Source organism: Bradyrhizobium sp. USDA 4341 (assembly GCF_054063755.1).
In genome coordinates this window covers 3,164,709-3,182,212 of record NZ_JBSSGO010000002.1, presented here as the reverse complement: position 1 = coordinate 3,182,212, position 17,504 = coordinate 3,164,709, and the positions used below count along the sequence as shown (strand labels likewise).

Sequence of the window (17,504 nt, the reverse complement as noted above, 5' to 3'; positions counted from 1 at the left end):
ACGGGCCGCGACGGACTGCGCTGCATTTGCCGCCGTTAATTGAGAGCTCAACGTCACTTACTGTGGTGCATCAGGCAAATCGGATCGTACGACCGAGGCCAAAGCTGCGCTGAGCGGCGGGGTTTTCGGACGTGAAGGACAGAAAAGAGGTAAGTTATGCGCATCGGGCTTTTTATTCCTTGCTTCATTGATGCCGTCCTCCCCGAGGTCGGCATCGCTACGCTCGAGCTGCTTGAGCGGTTCGGCCACGACGTCGTGTACCCGCGTGACCAGACCTGCTGTGGCCAACCGATGGCGAATGGAGGCTTCAACGCCGAGTGCGCCGATACCGAGGCGCTGTTCGTGCGCAACTTTTCTGGCTTCGATTACGTCGTCTCACCGTCCGGCAGCTGCGTTCACCACGTCCGGGACAATTTCGACGCGATAGAGCAGACCGACGAGGTCAAGGAGATCCGTTCGCGGACCTTCGAGCTGGTCGAATTTCTTCACGACATCCAGAAGGTCGACGCCTTTCCGTGGGCCAGATTTCCGCATCGGGTCGGATTGCACAACAGTTGCGGCACGCTGCGCCGGCTCAAGCACGCGCTTCCGTCCGAGTTGCACGCGCCCTTCTTCTCCAAGCCCATCGACCTGCTTTCCAAAGTTGACGGCATCGAGTTTGTTCGGCCGGCGCGCCCCGACGAATGCTGTGGCTTCGGCGGTACGTTCTCGGTGTTCGAGGAGGTCGTTTCCACCAAGATGGGCTACGACAAGGTTCGCGACCATGCGCAGGCCGGCGCCGAATACATCGTCTCGGCTGACAGCTCGTGCCTGATGCATCAGCAAGGCTGCGCCGAGCGCATCGGCGTTCCGATCAAGTTTATTCACGTCGCCCAGATCCTGAACGGAGCCAGCGCATGAGCACGTCACGCGAGCGAACCGACGACGCCATGCTCCATCCCGAACTGCGGGCCGAGGGCGATGCCGATGCCATCATCCGCGGCGGCCGCCGCCTTGATCACGCCGAGGGAACATCGAAGCCGCTGCGGTCGACTCCCGAGCCGCAGCCGCGGGGCGCCAAGGTCCGCGGCAATCGGCCGATCGACCAGCAGGAGGCTGCCGCGCGCTTCATCGCTGCCACCGAACACGAGAAGATGCACGACGAGCGGCTCTGGGATCTGCGACAAAAGCGCGACCGGGAGATGCACGGCATTCCTGAATGGGAGGAGCTTCGTTCGCTCGCTTCGGCAATCAAGGAGCACACGCTCACCCATCTTGACGAGTATCTCGACCAGTTCGAGACCAATGCGAGAGCGAACGGGATCCATGTGCATTGGGCACGCGACGCCGCCGAGCATAACCAGATCGTGCATGGTATCTTGCGCGACCACGGCGCGACATCGCTGATCAAAAGCAAGTCGATGCTGACCGAGGAGTGCGGCTTCCGGCATTACATGGCTTCCGTCGGGATCGACGTGATCGAGACCGATCTCGGCGAGCGGATTCAGCAACTTGACAACGAGGATCCAAGCCATGTCGTGGTGCCCGCCGTGCACAAGCTGCGCACCGATGTGGCGGGAGTATTCTCGCGTACGATCGGCACCGACCCTGGCAACACCGATGTCCACTATCTGGCGGAAGCACAGAGAGAGGCGACCCGCCCGCTGATCCTCAATGCCGACGCGGGCATGACGGGGGCCAATTTCGTGGTCGCCGAGACGGGGACATTCGTCGTCTGCACCAACGAGGGCAACGCCGATTTGTCAGCCAACGTGCCGAAGCTGCACATAGCCTCGATCGGCATCGAGAAGATCATTCCCCGCCTTGAGCACCTGGCGGTGCTCCTCCGCCTCTTGTCGCGCAGCGCCCTCGGCTCGCCGATGACCCAGTACACCTCCCATTTCCGCGGACCTCGAGCGGAAGGCGAAATGCATGTGGTGCTCGTAGACAACGGCCGGTCAGCCCGCCTGGGCCTGGACGAGTTCTGGACGTCTTTGAAGTGCATCCGCTGCGGTGCCTGCATGAACACCTGTCCGGTCTATCGCCGCAGCGGCGGCCTGAGCTATGGCGCCACCTATTCCGGCCCGATCGGGCTCATCATCGACCCTACCTTCAACGCGCGGAAATACAGCAACCTGCCATTCGCTTCGTCGCTCAACGGCAGCTGCACCAATGTCTGCCCGGTGAAGATCAACATCCACGAGCAGATCTATGCGTGGCGGCGCGTGCTCGTGAACCAGCATGAGGTGCCGCTCGCCAAGAAGGCCGCCATGAAGGCCGCCGGGGCGCTGTTGTCCCGGCCCGCTGCCTACCGCGCCGCGATCGCCTCGGCCGATACGGCGCTCGCCCATCTGCCACGCTTCGTCATCTACAACGGCCTCAACGCCTGGGGCAAGCACCGCGAAGTGCCGCATCCACCCAAACAGACCTTTCACAGCTGGTATCACGCGAACCGGGGAGCGAAGCCATGAGCAGCCGCGAGGACATCCTGGCCTCGATCCGGGCCAATCTGCCACGAGTGGACCGGCCGCTGCCTCACGTCCCCCTCTTTGACAGCGATCCGCCGGGTTCGCTTCTGTCGGCTTTCAAGGACAATCTGCATCGCATGGGCGGCGTGTTCCTCGATCCGCCGGCCTCCGGCGACGCTTTGGCGCCGGTCCGGGCAAAGATCGCGGACGCTAAAATCGTCTGCTCAACCGTGCCGGAGATCGCGGGCAACCGCGATATCGCTACCGTGGCCGCGCCACGGGACCTCGCGGATGTCGATTTTGCCATCGTCCGCGCATCGTTCGCCGTCGCGGAGACCGGCTCCGTACTCCTGAGCGATGCCCACCTTCACGTCAACGGCGTCGCCTACCTCGCGCAGCACCTGATCGTGCTGCTCGATCCCGCCGACATTGTCGTCAACCTGCACCATGCCTATCGCCGGCCCGAGTTTCGCGACAGGCACTATGCCAGCTTCCACACCGGCCCATCCGCCACGGCGGATATCGAGGGTGTGTTGATCCACGGGGCCCAAGGCGTGCGCTCGCTTTCGGTCCTGCCCCTTACGAGAGCGCAAACGCAACCCAACCATGAATCAGAGAGGTGATCCCATGAACCAGACCGCAATTGCTGAACGCGCCGACAAACTGGTCGGCCTTGAGGGCCCGCTGTCGGCTTCGGCTGAAAGCCTCGACCTGCAGGTCGAGCGAATATTGGGCCATCTGGAGGCCAAGCCGACGAACCTCGCTCGCTACATCAATTTCATCGGCCCGACCGATCGGAATGAGACGCTGTTCTATCGCACCCGTACGGAGAAGCTAATGAGCAAGTTTTTTGGATGTCTTTTCGCCGGACTTTTCGCTGCGGCCCTAACTGCGGCTCCCGCTATGGCGCGCGAGCACCGAGCTAGATCGTGGCATGACAAGAATGGGACGATTATCGACAGTTCTCGCGTCGTTCACATCAGTGGGCGTCACTGCATCCGCGCCCCAGACGTTGGGGCATTTGCCTCAGATCCCTACAGGCAACCTCCGTGCGAACCGGCACGGTGGTACTGAGACACGGATGACTGCGGTAAGCAGTACGGCGAGAAAGATCCAGAGTATGACGCCAAAGGCGAGAGGTATTGTGCTGACCCTAGTCCTCGTCGCCATTGGTGGTCTGGTGCCAACATCGCAAAAAGCGCATGCGACAAGCCACCGGCATTCGTGTTGGGGCGGAGATGTGTGTCGCGGCCAAGGTATCTTCGGAAAGTACGCTGGAAAAAGGTGCGCCGTCCCACGGACTACACCAAGGGAAGCGCCTCAAGATGATTGGCCCGCGAATATGATCTTGGGAAGCCTTCGGACATATCGATAGCCTTCCGCACCTAGCACTGCCCCTTACAAAAGCGCAAACGCAACCCATCAATTGGACGAGAAAGGTGAACCCATGAACCAGACCCCAATAACTGAAAGCGCCGATAACCTGGTCGGCCTTGCACTCTTGAATGATCCTGCGCGCAACAAAGGCACCGCATTCACCGAGGACGAGCGCCAGCGGTTTGGCCTCGATGGTTTGTTGCCGCCTTCGGCGGAAAGCCTCGACCGGCAAGTCGAGCGGGTGTTGGGCCATCTGGAGGCCAAGCCAACGGACCTCGAGCGCTACATCTATCTCATCGGGCTGTCCGATCGGAATGAGACGCTGTTCTATCGCACCGTGATGTCCGATCCGATGCGGTTCCTCCCGATCCTTTACGATCCGACCGTGGCCGATGCCTGCCTCACCTTCGGCCACATCTATCGGCGAGCACGCGGTATGTACATCACGCGTCACATGAAGGGGCGGATCGCAAAGGTGCTGCAAAATTGGCCTGAACGGGATGTCCGCTTCATCTGCGTGTCGACGGGCGGCCGAATCCTCGGACTAGGCGACATTGGCGCCAACGGCATGGGCATTCCGATCGGCAAACTCCAGCTCTATACGGCTTGCGCCGCGGTGCCTCCGTCGCATCTCCTCCCAATCTTGTTCGACATCGGCACGACCAATGCGGCGTTGCGCGCCGATCCGACTTATCTCGGCTTGCGTGAGCCGCCTCCATCCGAAGAGGAACTCGATGAACTCGTCGAAGAATTCGTTCAGGCCGTGCAAAAGGTGTTCCCCGGCTGCTGCATCCACTTCGAGGACTGGAAGGGCACGGACGCGATCCGCATCTTCAACCGGTATCGGGACAAGGTGCTGTGCTACAACGATGACATCCAGGGCACTGCGAGCGTCACTATCGCCGGCCTCACGACTGCCTTGCAGATTAAAGGCGCGCCTCTGAAGGACCAGCGGATCCTGTTCCTCGGCGCCGGGTCGGCCGGGATCGGCATCGCCAACATGATCGTCGAGGCGATGCAGATGGAGGGTCTGACACGCGACGCCGCACGCTCCCGCATCTCGATGTTCGACATCAAAGGCTTGGTGGAATCGTCACGCACCGATCTCTCCGACGCGCAGAAGGTCTATGCCCATAAGGCGAACTCGTCGAAGGACCTGGTCCAAACCATCGAGAGATTCAAGCCCACGATCCTGATCGGCGTCAGCACGAAAGGCGGCACCTTCACCCAGCCGGTCGTCGAGACCATGAGCCGCCTCAATGAGCGTCCGATCATCTTCGCGCTGTCCAACCCGACTGAGAAGGCCGAGTGCAACGCCGGGCAGGCTTACGCCTGGTCGAAGGGCAAGGCGCTCTACGCTGCGGGCGTGCAGTTCCCAGACGTGACATTGAACGGCGAGACTTTCCATCCTGGGCAAGCCAACAACTTCTACGTCTACCCAGCGGTGGCCTTAGCAACCTATGTGGCGCGACCGCGGCTGATCACGGACCAATGCTTCATCGTCGCCGCTCAAGCGACTGCCGATCAGGTAGATGCCGGGCTGCGCGCCAAAGGCATGCTCTATCCGAGCCAGGCAAACATCCTGGAAACGGAGGTCACGACCGCGGCGCGCGTTGCCGAGTTCATGTTCGATCAGGGCCTGGCGCAGGTCGAGCGGCCTCGCGATGTTCGGGCCTGGATCGAAGGCCAGCTCTACAAACCTCAATACTGATACGGGTTCCCGGGGCGGCTGGCAGTGGCCGCCCCGGATCTTGCGGAGGGCGAACTCACAGTCTCGACCCCGCGAACACGCGGGAAGCCGAAGACCGATCATTGCGGAGCGATCCAGTGCGAGACGAAGTCATACCGGAAGTGAAAAACCAAAAGCTATCTTCGTGGGATGTCGCCTACGCAATAAACATGGCGATAGCGTGCTTCATCACTTATTGGATAATGACGCATACCCTGTCTCGATTTGTCGACGAGCCTTCCGACTTTTTGGGCGGGATGTGGGCGGTAGTCGCCACCGTGTTCGTCTTCAGAGAAACCCGTCTCGGGAGCCTGTCTGCAGGTATCGCACGCCTAATAGCCACGTGCGTGAGCTTCGCGCTGTGTTTGCTCTACCTCTCACTCTTCCCGTTCACTCCGGTTGGGATGGCAGCATTGATAGCCATCGGTACATTGGCAATGGCGCTGTTAGGACGGCGTGAGGACATCGTCACTGTAGGAATAACGACGACCGTTGTCATGGTCGTTGCAGCAATGAGCCCCGTGGACGCCTGGCAGCAGCCGTTGCTCCGTCTTGCCGACACTGTGGTGGGGATCGCAGTAGGTGTCGTATGTCAATGGACAGGCTCGCACCTGTTTCAAAGCGTTATCGGGACGCCTAAGGCACAATGAACCTCCTCATTGGCGGAGACATACCGAGTCCTATCGATATCCGGTGGGGGCATGACGGTGGCAGACAGGTCTGATGTTCCGCGTGCTTGGCCCCTGACCCCTTCGGTCGACACCTCGCTCGGCACGATGTTGCTCCCGTTCGTGCTCAGCGTGACCGCAGGAAGCGTCGATGTCATCAGCTTCCTGAGCCTTGGCGGGCTGTTCACCGCCCACATTACCGGCAATCTGGTCATTCTGGCCGCGCACGTAGTCGACGGCGGCATCGCCACGATGGCGCCGATGCTGTCCGTTCCCGTCTTCATTGCGGCACTCGGCCTGACAAGGCTGCTGGTGGCGGGCCTGGAGACAATGCGAATCGCTTCGCTGCGGCCGTTATTGGCGCTGCAAGTCATGCTGCTCTTGGGCATGTTACTGGTGTGCGTCACGGCAAATCCTGAAATCGATCCAAACGCGTGCAACACAATTATCGCTGGCATGCTCGGCGTTGCGGCCATGGCGGTGCAGAACGCCCTTGTGCAGATCTCGCTGCGAGGAGCACCGACGACAGCCGTGATGACCAGCAATATCACGCGGTTTGTGATGGATATCGGAACCGTGGTCTTCAGTCGCGATCTGCGCGACGTGGCCAGAGCCCGCGATCGAGCGCAGCATACGTGGCCAACGATAGTCGGCTTTGCCGCAGGCTGCGCTCTTGGCACCGCGTGTAAGGCTGCGGTCGGTCTTCCCTCCCTGGCGCTGCCCGCCGGCACCGCGTTGATCGCATTCGCATTGGGCTTTTCCAGCCAACGCGACGGGAGCGCAGGTTGATGGGGCCGGTTCCGATTTCGCTATCTGCAATGACCGCGCAACCGGAGACCAGTCAGTCGCCGCGGCGGATACCGTCGCTGCTCCCTAGTCTGCTCTTCGGCCTGCGCCTCTGGGCCGCAGCATGCCTCGCCCTCTACATCGCATTTTGGCTCCAGCTTGATAATGCCTACTGGGCGGGCACGACGGCCGCGATCGTGGCGCAGCCAAGTCTCGGAGCCTCGCTACGGAAGGGGCGGTTCCGCATGGTGGGCACGGTGCTCGGTGCCGTGGCGATCGTGATCCTCACCGCTTGTTTTCCGCAAAGCCGTGCTGGCTTCCTCCTGGGTCTTGCTTTCTGGGGCGCTGCATGCGGCTTCGTCGCGACTATTCTGCGCGGCTTTGCCGCCTATGGCGCCGCCCTCGCCGGCTTCACAGCCGTGATCATCGCGAGCGACGAACTCGGCGCGACCGGCGGGCCGAGCGGAGACATCTTCTTGTTGGCCCTTACACGGGTCAGCGAGATCTGGATCGGGCTGGCCTGCGCGACTTTGGTCATGGCTAGCACCGATGTTGGTCGAGCGAGGCGTCGCCTCGCCGAGTTGTTCGCCGTTCTGCGGTCGGAACTCACCCACGGGTTGGCCCGCGCGCTCGCCGGAGCGGGTGGTGACGAGATGCGCATGAGTCGCCGCGATCTCATTCGGCGGACCATGGCACTCGAACCCGTGATTGACGAAGTGATCGGCGAAGCGCCGGATCTGCGACTAAGTTCGCAGGAATTGCGGGCGGCGGTCCAAGGGCTATTCGTGGCCCTTTCAAGCTGGCGCATGGTTTCCAATCATCTGGAGTTGGCTCCGAGGGAGCGCCGCAGGGATGAAGCCGAAGCTGTTTTGCTAAGCCTACCCACGGCGTTGCGCTCAACGTCCGTCGAAGGCGATCTGGCAAGCTGGGCGACCAATGCCGCTCACTTGCGGCGCATCTGTGCCGCCGCGGTGAAGGCTATGATGGCACTACCGGTCGACACACCTTCGGCGCGGATGTTGGCCGATGCGGCCGCCGAAGCGCTGATGGGCATCACACGTACGCTCGACGGCATTGCAATGATAGTTGGTCGGGGTCGATGCGAGCGGAAAGCTCGTGCGGCACAGCTACAGATTCCCGACTACCAGCCCGCGCTGATCAATGCGGTGCGCATATTTGCGACCATCTGCTGCGTCGAGTTCTTCTGGATCACCACAGCATGGCCGAGCGGGGCCGTAGCGATCGCCTGGTCGACAATCTTCATCACCAGTTTCTCGCCCAATGTGGGCCAGGCTTACGCCACCGCCAAGAGCCGCTGGCTCGGCGTTACAATGGCCGCCGTCTGCGCGGCGGTCATCAAATTCGCCGTGTTGCCCGGCTGCGAGACTTTCCCCAGCGTGGCGATGGCGATCGGTGTGGTGCTGATACCGGCGGCGGCGCTGTCCACGCTTCCCTGGCAGCCGGCAATGTTCGGAGCCATCGCCTCCTGGTTCCTCCCGCTCGTGAACCCGGAGAATGTGATCAGCTACGACTCGGTGCAGTTCTACAACTCCGTGCTGGCCATCATTGTAGGGGCGGGGGTGTCTACACTTGCGTTCCGCCTGGTGCCGCCTGCCTCACCAGCATTCCATGCTGCCCGCCTCTTGGCTCTCACTCTTCGTGATCTGCGCGAGATCACGACAGCTAGGACAATAGGAACACGAAGTGCATGGGAAAGTGCAGTATACGCTCGGCTATCAGTTTTTCCCCAGCAAGCAGCCTCGCTGCAGCGCTCCCGGCTGCTCGTTGCCCTTTCGGTCGGGTCCGAAGTCATCCGGCTTCGCCGTATCGCGCGCCGGCTCGGAGAGAGTGCGCAGATCGATGCCGCGCTTGAGCCCCTAGCGTGGGGCAGGAGCGCCGTTGCAAGAGAGAGGTTTGAGCATCTCGACAACGCTCTCTCGACGCGTCCCGCTGCCGGTAGGAAACGCACGTTGGTGCTGCGGGCGCAAGGCTGCATCCGCGTCATCTCCGAAGAACTCCTTCGACACGCAGTCTACTTCGACGCGAAGGCTATCCATGAGCTTTGTTGAGGTCGATTTGTTCGGCGTCTACGTAGCGCCGATCTCGGTGATGATGGTGGTGGCTTGGCTCATCCTGCTGCCGGTCCGCTGGGCTGCTGACAGAGGCGGCATCCTGCGGCTTGCGTGGCACCCGGCGCTTCTGGAGTTTGCCGTCTACGCTATCATCGTCTCATGCATCGTTCTTTTCGCAGCAAATTGAGTCTGCTCATGTTGGAAGTCGATTACAGCCGCGACGGAGCGCGCCGCCGAATCAACCGGACAGCTGTCACTCTCGGGGTGGTGGGGCTTGCGAGCCTGGCCGTCTGGGCGGCATGGAGCGCCTATATGGAGACCCCTTGGACGCGTGACGCCACCGTACGCGCCTATGTCGTCGCCGAGGCGCCCGAGGTTGCGGGACGGATCGTTGAGCTTCCCGTAGCCGACAATCAGTACGTGCGCAAAGGCGATCTTTTGATGGTCGTCGATCCGACAGACTACAAGATCGGCGTTAGCCTTGCGGAGGCGGCCCTCGAACAGGCGAGGGCGACCGCACAGAACGCGGACGCGGAGTTCCAGCGCCGGCAAAAACTGGACGATCTCGCAGCCTCGACCGAGGAAAAGCAGACCTTCGCCGCCAACGCCCTGGCCGCGCATGCTGGCTATCGGCGTGCCTCTGCAAATTTGGATCAGGCCAATGTGAATTTGAGGCGGACGCGGATCCTCTCGCCGGTTAACGGCTATGTGACAAACTTGCTGGTGCAACTCGGCGATTACGTCAACATCGGACAGAAGAGCATTTCCGTAGTCAACGTCGACTCCTTCTGGGTCGACGGCTATTTCGAGGAGACCATTCTGTCGAAAATTCACGAGAGCGACGCGGCGGCGATCAAGTTGCTGGGCTATCGACAAATCCTCCGAGGTCATGTCAAGGGAATCGCGAGGGGCATCAATGTCGCGAACGCGCAACCGGACGCCGCGGGCCTCGCATCCGTGAACCCGATCTTCACCTGGGTCAGGCTCGCGCAGCGCGTGCCTGTTCGGCTTCATATCGATGACGTGCCGGAGGATGTGCGGCTCGTGGCCGGCATGACGGCTACCGTGGAAATCAATCCCCGTTCTCGAAAATGACTACTGGGATAATTCGCTTCCGACCTCTGACGAACGCCGATTACCGACCGCACATCAGTCCGCGCCAAACCGGATACGTCAAGTTCGGCACAATCAATGACCGGGTCCGCACAACCGATTCCCCTCGGACTCGCTGGGCTATGCGGATGCGGGCAGAGGAGAGATGCCTTAATCCAGAAAATATTGCCAAGCGCGCTATCACGATGAAGATCGGATGCGGCTCAATGGCAGTTGTCGTAAAAGCGAATTGTCAGAACTGCCGAGCTTGCATCTCTTCGAACTCTTCCCGGCACGCAAGGCTGAACTCGTGCAAAAAGTCAATCGTCCCATCATTCGCCATGTCGCGCAGTTCGAGGAAGCTCTTGTCGGGCTCCAGGTATGTACCCAGGATCCTACGAATAATGTCATCCGCACTGCGCACCACTTGCGTCGAGGATAAGACGCGCATCCTGCTGAGCTTCGCATAGAGTCCGACCAGACTAGGAATGTCAGCCTCGCCGTGCTGAAGCGCATCAATGTAGCACTTCGTCGCTTCCTCGATAAAATCGCGGTAAAGCATCTGCCGCCGATTCTTGTCGTGCTGGAGCCATCGGGCGCGGACCTGGATTCGGTGGCTCATCCAATTTGCAGCAGCACTTGTCAACCCGCCCGCGATTGTGCCGGTCAGAGCGGCGAATGCAGAAATGATCGAAGCCTTCATGAGCGGTATTTCACCAGAAGCGTTCAGCGGTGGGCCGAACCTGAGTGCTAATGTGATGGCGGTGGCGTTTCGGTAATCAGCCGCAAGCTACGCTTTGCGTCTCGAAAACGAGATCCCGGCACCGTCGAAGGCCGAACGCGGGTCGGCTGCATACGGCGGGGCAACAGGCCCGCCGATTGCCGAGATAAAAAGCGAACGCGTCCTCATGATAACCCCGGCGGCGCTTTGTCTTTTTGGAAAACTGATAGCCCTGCCGCACCCAGTTCGCGAGCGCGTCGCCGATAGTTGGCTTCCTCTGTCGCCAGTTCGTCGAGGTGATCTTGCGGCAAACGGCTCGTGATCGCGACGGCGCGTTGGACTGTCAGCACATTAAGCGCGTTCAAAATGCGCTCAATCTCCCGCTCGCGGGCGACCTTCCGGCTTGCAAATGGGAAAGCGATCATGCTGCCTCCGTCATGCTGCATAGGCTCCTTCTCACGGTGTAATGCGCTTTAGAACCTGCGGAGTGGCGTTACTTTCGGATGGCCTCTTTCCCGCAGAGATGATCTCCCTACATGGATCACTGAGCTCCGCACTCTTCGCTCTGAGACAGGCCGCTATCTCATCTGGATCGGGAATATATGGACTGCAAAGTCTGAACACGTCGGGCGTGCAGGCTCGACGTTCATCCGGCGTTCCTTGCGCCATCGAGCCGCCGGCAGAGTTGATCACCGAAACCAAAGCCAACAGCAGACAGCGCCGATCGAATGACGCGGGCCGTAGCCACACCCAGCTGCATTTTCTGTCCGTGTCCATACGAATGTCCTACGATGGGATCCATACGTCGAGTCGCCATAACGGCAGGTAGAGATAAATTGCTCGTGGATCACGCGCTTGTACCGAACCGGCGTCGTTTGTAGCCCTTGTGCAAAGACTGCCCGAGGCCCAGCAACAACCAAGTTACCGCAAGGCTCTCAAAGCAGAATCCCCGCTGCCCGCGGGCAAGCACGATAAGCCAATTATAGATGAGCTCGTTTGCTGCTCCTGGAGAGCGTCCTGCTCACGATATATGGATGGACGAGGGGGGCGCTCTGTTTTCTCGAAGTCTGGGGCGAAACACTTGAAATACTGGTGCCGCTTAGGGTCCGTCGCGGATTTCGATCCTCACCTTCCTATTCGATCTCTGAAATCGGGATACTGGCGGACTGGACTCTCTCGCCACTATCGCTGCCTTCGCCAGCGGCACGTGCGAAGCCGCGGAGAGTCGTCACTATCGCTCCAGGTCGCAGTCTGGATATCGCCATGACAAGCCGCGCTGCTATTTCCCGCAGGAATGGCCGAAACTACCCCCCTGGCCGCCCTTCTGTAATTGAGCGCGAGCCTTCACCGCTAAATCCTCCTTCATTCCGTCGCTCGTGGCCGCGAGATGAAATCGTAAGGGCACCCAAGAGCTCTGAAGACGCATGCATTCGGCAGCATCAACGACACCCGCGAAGCCGCGGAAATACACACAGCTGAGCAGACCGATCAAATCAATTGCGGTCGAGCTTGGATAGAGTCCCGCTGAGGTAATTCGCTCTCATTGGATGGATGACGGATGTGAAGATGTTGGAAGACGTCACCCATTAGCGAACTCGAGGAGCCCCAAGTTACGGCGAAGCGTGCAGACCCTCGCTCCGCCGAGAGGGTCTCTGCGGAGTCCCCAGGTCCCGCGGACACCCTCTGCGAGGGAGGTACTGCGCAAACGAAAGAAGGAAACCGATGAACAATATTGCGTCCGAATACCTCGTCGAAACCCTCGAGAAGACAGGCGTCGAGCGCGTCTACGGTGTGGTCGACGACTCGCTCAACGGTCTTACCGATGCGTTGCGGCGGAGAAACTTGATCGATTGGATCCACATGCGTCAGGAAGAGGCGGCCGCCTTTGCGACGGGAGCTGAAGCTCAATCTAACGCTCTAACAGGCAAGACGGATTAGGAAACCAACCCATGGTCTGGACCGCGCTTCTACTGTCTCGTCTGCAGTTTGCCTTCACGGTATCGTTTCATATCATCTTCCCGTCATTCACGATTGGGCTTGCTGCGTGGCTGACGGTGCTCGAGACGTTTCATCTGGTCACCGGCAGGCCGGTGTATCGCCGTGTCTTCGAATTCTGGCTCAAGATATTCGGCGTGACATTTGGCATGGGTGTCGTCTCCGGAATCGTGCTCGCCTTTGAATTTGGCATGAATTGGAGCCGGCTCTCAGAGATGACAGGACCGATTCAGGGTCCGCTATTGACCTACGAGAGCTTTACGGCGTTTGCCCTGGAGGCATCGTTCTTCGGCGTGCTGATCTTCGGACGAAACCGGGCCTCGCCAGCGGTCTACCTGTTTTCAACTTTGATGGTGGCGCTCGGCACGACTTTCAGCGCCTTCTGGATCATGGTGAACAACAGTTGGATGCAGGCACCGGTAGGCTACGCGATCGAGAACGGCATCTTCGTCCCGAACGATTGGAAGGCGATCATCTTCAGTCCGGTCGTATGGGTCCGCTTTCCTCATATGCTGGTCGCCGCCTATCTGACCGGCGCATTCTGTGTCGCTGCGACGGGAGCATGGTACCGCTTGCGCGGAACATATGCGGTCGAAGGAAGGCTGATGTTGCGAATGGGCCTGTTCCTTGCAGCTCTTGTCGTTCCCGTTCAGTTGTTTCTTGGTCATCTGAACGGCGACTACGTTCACGAAAAACAACCCGCTAAATTTGCTGCGATCGAAGGGCGCTGGCATGACGAACAGCCTGCCGGTGAGGTCGTCATCGCTATTCCCGACGAAGCGAGGGAAGAAAACCATCTCGAACTCAAGATTCCCTATCTTGGAAGCGTCATCGGATCGATGCGGCTTGACTCGAAGGAGGTCGGGCTGACCAGCTTTCCGAAAGAGGATCGGCCGCCCGTCGCGATTCCTTTCTTTGCCTTCAGGGTGATGGTGGGATGCGGCCTGCTGATGTTGGCCTTGGCTTGGCTAGGCTCGTTCTATCTTTTGTTTGATCGCAGGCGAGGTGAGCGGTTGTTACTGTGGGCGACTTTTCTGAGTTTCCCGCTGCCGTTCGTCGCGACGTTAACGGGTTGGTTCACTGCCGAAGTAGGTCGTCAGCCTTGGAGCGTATATGGCGTTTTGCGAACGGCAGATGCCATCACGCCGACGCTGACCACACAGGCTGTAGCGATCTCCCTGATCATCTTCGCAGTCGTCTACTTCGTCATATTTAGCTTCGGGATTTTGTATGTCTATCGGCTGTTGAAGGCCGGGCCCGTTGAATCCGAGAAGTTGCTTTCCGTCAACCCAAAGCGTCCGCTCGGGGTTACTGGCGCTGGTCCGGTTCCGGGAACGACGCGAGGAGGAAACCGGACATGATTCTTTTTTGGGCAGGTCTGCTTGGCGTAACCACATCTCTCTACGTTCTTTTGGATGGCTTTGACCTGGGCGTCGGCATCCTGTTTGCGTTCGCCGATGAAACAAATCGCCGGAGGATGCTCAGTGCGATCTCGCCCGTCTGGGACGGAAACGAGACTTGGTTGGTCATCACCGGCACAGTCTTGTTCGGAGCCTTCCCGGCCGGGTATGCGGCGCTCCTGTCGGCCTTCTATCTTCCCCTTGTGCTGATGTTGTGCGCATTGATCCTGCGCGGCGTTGCGTTCGAGTTTCGCTACAAGTCGATGGGCTTTCGCTGGTTCTGGGACTTGGGCTTTGCGGGAGGATCGTTGGTAGCGACATTCGTTCAAGGCATGACGGTCGGCGCCTTGGTGGAAGGCCTGCCCATGAAGGACGGACACTATGTTGGCGGTACGTTCGGTTGGTTCAGTCCGTTCGCAGCGCTGTGTGGGCTTGGACTGGTGTTCGGCTACAGTCTTCTTGGCGCAAGCTGGCTCGTCCGGAAATGCGAGGGGCCGACCAGAGAGCACGCTTATCGATTGCTGCCTGTATTGACCATTGGGGTGCTTGCATTTCTGGCAACTGCCCTCGTTCTCTCCCTGGCAATGCATCTTAGCCTGATGAATCGCTGGTTGGAGCGTCCATACCTGCTCATCTTCCCGCTGATCGGAGCAATATCTTCAATCTGCTTGCTGAAGCGCGGACAGCGGCGAGATGACTTGGCTCCCTTCAGATTCTCCGCTCTGATCTTCATGGCGGCATTCGGCACCTTAGCTTGCTCGTTTTGGCCATACATGATTCCGTTCGCGCTCACCGTCGAGCAAGCGGCGTCACCCCCGTCCAGCCTGAGCTTTATATTCTGGGGGGCAGGCCTCTTGGTCATGCCACTCACGCTCATCTACACGCTGCTGGTCTACCGATTATTTCGAGGAAAAGTCACCGATGCGCGCTACGAGTAAGCGCGCCTTCAAGTTGGCGACTTCGAGAAAAGGCGATCGAGCATCTCAAATGATCGTAGCAGATCAAATACGGGCCCGCCCGATGGATCACCACCCTCCTGCGCTTGAAGACTGGAGAGCGCCGTGACGACTGCGGTCGACAGACATCCAGCGGTCTTTGCGGGACTGCCTCTGAGTTCCTGGGCCTTCGCGATCAGGATCTGGTTGGCAATCGTATTGGCGCTCTACATAGGCTTCTGGCTTGAGCTGGAAGCACCGTCGTCGGCTGCGGTGACGGTTACCATCCTCGCGCTACCAACCCGAGGGCAGGTTCTCGAGAAGGCCGTCTTTCGACTGATTGCAACCGTCATTGGCGTAGCGGCATCGATCATCATCATTGGTCTTTTCGTCCAGACCGGCAGCCTCCTTCTGGTTGCATTTGCAGCCTGGCTGGGAATTTGCGTCTATACGGTGGGATTGCTGGACGGCAATCGTGCCTATGCGGCAGCGCTCAGCGGCTACACAATAGCAATCATCGCTGTTCAGCAGATTGACAATCCCCAACATGTCTTCGACTCCGCCATGGCGCGCGGAGCCGCTATCATGGTCGGGGTCCTTACTGTCGCAGTCCTGAACGATCTGCTGGCTGCACCGGATCATCATCCGCAATTGACCGCTCAACTCGAAGCCCTTCGTCACCGAATAGCCGACTACGCGCGGTGCATTCTCAACGGAGAAGCGATGCCTGTCATGACGGCGGTGGGATTGTTGCGCGACATCGTCGCCCTGCGGCCCGAGATTGCCAGCCTCGCTGCAGAATTGAACAGCGGCCCGGCAAGGAGTGCCGCCGCCCGCAATGTGATGGTAGGCCTTGTTGCCGAGCTGTTCGCCGCTCGAGCCCTGGAAATGTCGCCTGCGGCTGTCCAATTGCCATTGCGTGACCAAGTCATCGCCCAGCTCGAGAGGAAACCCGGCGACCCGGCCTCGTCATCAGATGTATTACTTCTCGAATATCAGGCAAAGGATTCGGAGCCTGCAGTAGCTTCCCAATCATGGTGGGCCAAATATCTCATTCGAACGGATGGAGAGGTGAGGAGGAGCCTCGACGACCTAAGTGCAGGCAGGCGTCCGCCAAGAGCATGGCGCGCGCCGTTGTATCGTTCCCATCGTATTGCGGCTGAAACAGGCATTAGGGCAACGGTCTACTTTTTGTTGGCAGCGACCTTCTTCGCAATGAGCGGATGGTCCTCGACAGAGGTTTCGCTGTCGTTTATCGCGATCATCATCGGGTTGGGCGCTACGACACCTGATTTGCGCGCTTTCACAATGATAGCAGTTGTGGCGGCGCCAGTCGCATCACTCATGGCTGGCATACTGGAGTTCGTCGTTCTAGACGGCGCCACGTCGTTTCCCTTGCTGGCGATCGGCCTGGCGCCGTTCATGATCGGAGCTGCGCTCCTGATGACCTTGTCGAACCGGATCCTGTCGGCGCTCGGACGTCTTAACCTGGTCTTCATCCTCGTGCTTGTTGCCCCCAGCAATCCACAAACCTACAATCCGCAGACGTTTTTGTTCTCCGTTCTCTTCCTTCTGCTTGCGACAGGCCTTCTGTTTGCGGCGGAGATCTTCATTCCTCCGACATCGAACGATCGTCGCCGACATTGGTTGCTGGCCTCGGCGTACCGCGACCTCAAACACTTGCCAAGTCAGCGAAGACGCGATCTTGCACCCGAGGAGGCCATGTTTCGCGATTCCGGTCGGGTCGCGCAGATCTTGGCCGCCGGCGGCAACACCCCTCAGCATCGCTCGGCAATGGAAGAGGCCATGGCGATCTTTGACCAGGCGGCGACCCTTCGCCTGTGTGAGGTTGAGCTGGATCGGCTTGCCCAAAGTCCGCTGCGGACTGAGGTCGGCACGGCGTACACTTCGCTCGTGAAGCGGGATCCCGGCGCCATCGTCGCATCGGCCCATGCGTTGAACGAGGTGGCATCCATCCGAGACGTTTCCGTGGCGGGCGCCAGCGCAGCGCTCCTCCTCGCAAGTGTCACGTTCACCTCGTCGCGTCTCGGCGCGGAATTTTCCGCGGAGGGAAGGTCATGACCCACAGCTATCGGGAACTGGTGATTGGCGGGGTATTAATCGCGCCCCTCCTTTCCTACGCCGTAGCGACGATTGCTCTCATCGTAATATTGCGGCCAGTTCTACATCTCGTTGGATTTTCCGATTGGTTCAGCAATCCGCCGATTGCGGAGCTTAGCTTATATATCGCCATCTTCGGATTGCTGACGTTGTTGTTCTAA

16 protein-coding genes and 1 pseudogene are annotated in these 17,504 nt (G+C 59.7%); 15 read left to right on the top strand and 2 right to left on the bottom strand.

What is annotated here, in order from left to right; translation table 11 throughout:
* The first annotated feature begins 156 nt into the window (after positions 1 to 156).
* From ACVIGB_RS21065 to ACVIGB_RS21020, 10 genes are all read left to right on the top strand, one after another.
* The gene (locus ACVIGB_RS21065; RefSeq protein WP_456721199.1) at positions 157 to 900 is read left to right on the top strand and encodes a (Fe-S)-binding protein; all 744 of its coding nucleotides are present in this window, start codon (positions 157 to 159) and stop codon (positions 898 to 900) included.
* The gene (locus tag ACVIGB_RS21060) at positions 897 to 2,450 is read left to right on the top strand and encodes a lactate utilization protein B (RefSeq protein ID WP_456721200.1); all 1,554 of its coding nucleotides are present in this window, start codon (positions 897 to 899) and stop codon (positions 2,448 to 2,450) included. Before ACVIGB_RS21065 ends, ACVIGB_RS21060 begins: the two co-directional genes overlap by 4 nt.
* The gene (locus ACVIGB_RS21055; protein ID WP_456721201.1) at positions 2,447 to 3,070 is read left to right on the top strand and encodes a LutC/YkgG family protein; all 624 of its coding nucleotides are present in this window, start codon (positions 2,447 to 2,449) and stop codon (positions 3,068 to 3,070) included. The genes ACVIGB_RS21060 and ACVIGB_RS21055 overlap by 4 nt, the downstream gene beginning before the upstream one ends.
* A 4-nt stretch (positions 3,071 to 3,074) precedes the next feature.
* Positions 3,075 to 3,521, top strand: a complete 447-nt coding sequence (locus tag ACVIGB_RS21050; RefSeq protein ID WP_456721202.1) for a hypothetical protein — start codon at positions 3,075 to 3,077, stop codon at positions 3,519 to 3,521.
* Positions 3,522 to 3,894: 373 nt separating this feature from the next.
* Positions 3,895 to 5,535 carry an NAD-dependent malic enzyme gene (locus tag ACVIGB_RS21045; protein WP_456721203.1) on the top strand — a complete coding sequence of 547 codons (1,641 nt, stop codon included), beginning with the start codon at positions 3,895 to 3,897 and terminating at the stop codon, positions 5,533 to 5,535.
* Between the two features lie 116 nt (positions 5,536 to 5,651).
* Positions 5,652 to 6,203 (top strand): FUSC family protein, encoded by a 552-nt coding sequence (locus tag ACVIGB_RS21040; RefSeq protein ID WP_456721204.1) that lies wholly within the window; start codon positions 5,652 to 5,654, stop codon positions 6,201 to 6,203.
* A gap of 51 nt (positions 6,204 to 6,254) precedes the next feature.
* Entirely contained in the window at positions 6,255 to 7,010 is a 756-nt protein-coding gene (locus tag ACVIGB_RS21035; RefSeq protein ID WP_456721205.1) for a YoaK family protein, read from the top strand.
* Complete coding sequence (locus ACVIGB_RS21030) at positions 7,010 to 9,076, top strand: FUSC family protein (protein ID WP_456721206.1); 2,067 nt, start codon at positions 7,010 to 7,012, stop codon at positions 9,074 to 9,076. Before ACVIGB_RS21035 ends, ACVIGB_RS21030 begins: the two co-directional genes overlap by 1 nt.
* Positions 9,063 to 9,266 carry a DUF1656 domain-containing protein gene (locus tag ACVIGB_RS21025; protein ID WP_456721207.1) on the top strand — a complete coding sequence of 68 codons (204 nt, stop codon included), beginning with the start codon at positions 9,063 to 9,065 and terminating at the stop codon, positions 9,264 to 9,266. Before ACVIGB_RS21030 ends, ACVIGB_RS21025 begins: the two co-directional genes overlap by 14 nt.
* An 8-nt stretch (positions 9,267 to 9,274) precedes the next feature.
* Positions 9,275 to 10,174 (top strand): efflux RND transporter periplasmic adaptor subunit, encoded by a 900-nt coding sequence (locus tag ACVIGB_RS21020; protein ID WP_456721208.1) that lies wholly within the window; start codon positions 9,275 to 9,277, stop codon positions 10,172 to 10,174.
* Between the two features lie 250 nt (positions 10,175 to 10,424).
* Here the strand turns inward: ACVIGB_RS21020 and ACVIGB_RS21015 are convergent, their stop codons facing one another.
* A complete protein-coding gene (locus ACVIGB_RS21015) occupies positions 10,425 to 10,874 on the bottom strand; it encodes a hypothetical protein (RefSeq protein ID WP_456721209.1) in 450 nt (149 codons plus the stop codon).
* A 203-nt stretch (positions 10,875 to 11,077) separates the two neighbouring features.
* Positions 11,078 to 11,317, bottom strand: a complete 240-nt coding sequence (locus ACVIGB_RS21010) for a hypothetical protein (RefSeq protein WP_456721210.1) — start codon at positions 11,315 to 11,317, stop codon at positions 11,078 to 11,080.
* Between the two features lie 1,297 nt (positions 11,318 to 12,614).
* On the opposite strand from ACVIGB_RS21010, the pseudogene ACVIGB_RS21005 reads away from it, so the two are divergent.
* From ACVIGB_RS21005 to ACVIGB_RS20985, 5 genes and pseudogenes are all read left to right on the top strand, one after another.
* Positions 12,615 to 12,800: pseudogene (locus ACVIGB_RS21005) on the top strand (thiamine pyrophosphate-binding protein); the annotation flags it as partial.
* A 41-nt stretch (positions 12,801 to 12,841) separates the two neighbouring features.
* Positions 12,842 to 14,248, top strand: coding sequence for a cytochrome ubiquinol oxidase subunit I (locus ACVIGB_RS21000; protein ID WP_456721211.1), 1,407 nt, complete (start codon positions 12,842 to 12,844; stop codon positions 14,246 to 14,248).
* Positions 14,245 to 15,225: a cytochrome d ubiquinol oxidase subunit II gene (cydB, locus tag ACVIGB_RS20995; protein WP_456721212.1), complete on the top strand. Its 981-nt coding sequence runs from the start codon at positions 14,245 to 14,247 to the stop codon at positions 15,223 to 15,225. Before ACVIGB_RS21000 ends, cydB begins: the two co-directional genes overlap by 4 nt.
* Before the next feature lie 123 nt (positions 15,226 to 15,348).
* Positions 15,349 to 17,304 (top strand): FUSC family protein, encoded by a 1,956-nt coding sequence (locus ACVIGB_RS20990; protein WP_456721213.1) that lies wholly within the window; start codon positions 15,349 to 15,351, stop codon positions 17,302 to 17,304.
* Entirely contained in the window at positions 17,301 to 17,504 is a 204-nt protein-coding gene (locus ACVIGB_RS20985) for a DUF1656 domain-containing protein (protein WP_456721214.1), read from the top strand. Before ACVIGB_RS20990 ends, ACVIGB_RS20985 begins: the two co-directional genes overlap by 4 nt.

Coding starts and splice junctions, on each gene's coding strand:
- ACVIGB_RS21010 (WP_456721210.1), bottom strand. CDS start 11,317: ATGATCGCTTTCCCATTTGCAAGCCGGAAGGTCGCCCGCGAGCGGGAG.
- ACVIGB_RS20985 (WP_456721214.1), top strand. CDS start 17,301: ATGACCCACAGCTATCGGGAACTGGTGATTGGCGGGGTATTAATCGCG.
- ACVIGB_RS21050 (WP_456721202.1), top strand. CDS start 3,075: ATGAACCAGACCGCAATTGCTGAACGCGCCGACAAACTGGTCGGCCTT.
- ACVIGB_RS21045 (WP_456721203.1), top strand. CDS start 3,895: ATGAACCAGACCCCAATAACTGAAAGCGCCGATAACCTGGTCGGCCTT.
- ACVIGB_RS21065 (WP_456721199.1), top strand. CDS start 157: ATGCGCATCGGGCTTTTTATTCCTTGCTTCATTGATGCCGTCCTCCCC.
- ACVIGB_RS21030 (WP_456721206.1), top strand. CDS start 7,010: ATGGGGCCGGTTCCGATTTCGCTATCTGCAATGACCGCGCAACCGGAG.
- ACVIGB_RS21060 (WP_456721200.1), top strand. CDS start 897: ATGAGCACGTCACGCGAGCGAACCGACGACGCCATGCTCCATCCCGAA.
- cydB (WP_456721212.1), top strand. CDS start 14,245: ATGATTCTTTTTTGGGCAGGTCTGCTTGGCGTAACCACATCTCTCTAC.
- ACVIGB_RS21025 (WP_456721207.1), top strand. CDS start 9,063: ATGAGCTTTGTTGAGGTCGATTTGTTCGGCGTCTACGTAGCGCCGATC.
- ACVIGB_RS21020 (WP_456721208.1), top strand. CDS start 9,275: ATGTTGGAAGTCGATTACAGCCGCGACGGAGCGCGCCGCCGAATCAAC.
- ACVIGB_RS21015 (WP_456721209.1), bottom strand. CDS start 10,874: ATGAAGGCTTCGATCATTTCTGCATTCGCCGCTCTGACCGGCACAATC.
- ACVIGB_RS21055 (WP_456721201.1), top strand. CDS start 2,447: ATGAGCAGCCGCGAGGACATCCTGGCCTCGATCCGGGCCAATCTGCCA.
- ACVIGB_RS21000 (WP_456721211.1), top strand. CDS start 12,842: ATGGTCTGGACCGCGCTTCTACTGTCTCGTCTGCAGTTTGCCTTCACG.
- ACVIGB_RS21035 (WP_456721205.1), top strand. CDS start 6,255: ATGACGGTGGCAGACAGGTCTGATGTTCCGCGTGCTTGGCCCCTGACC.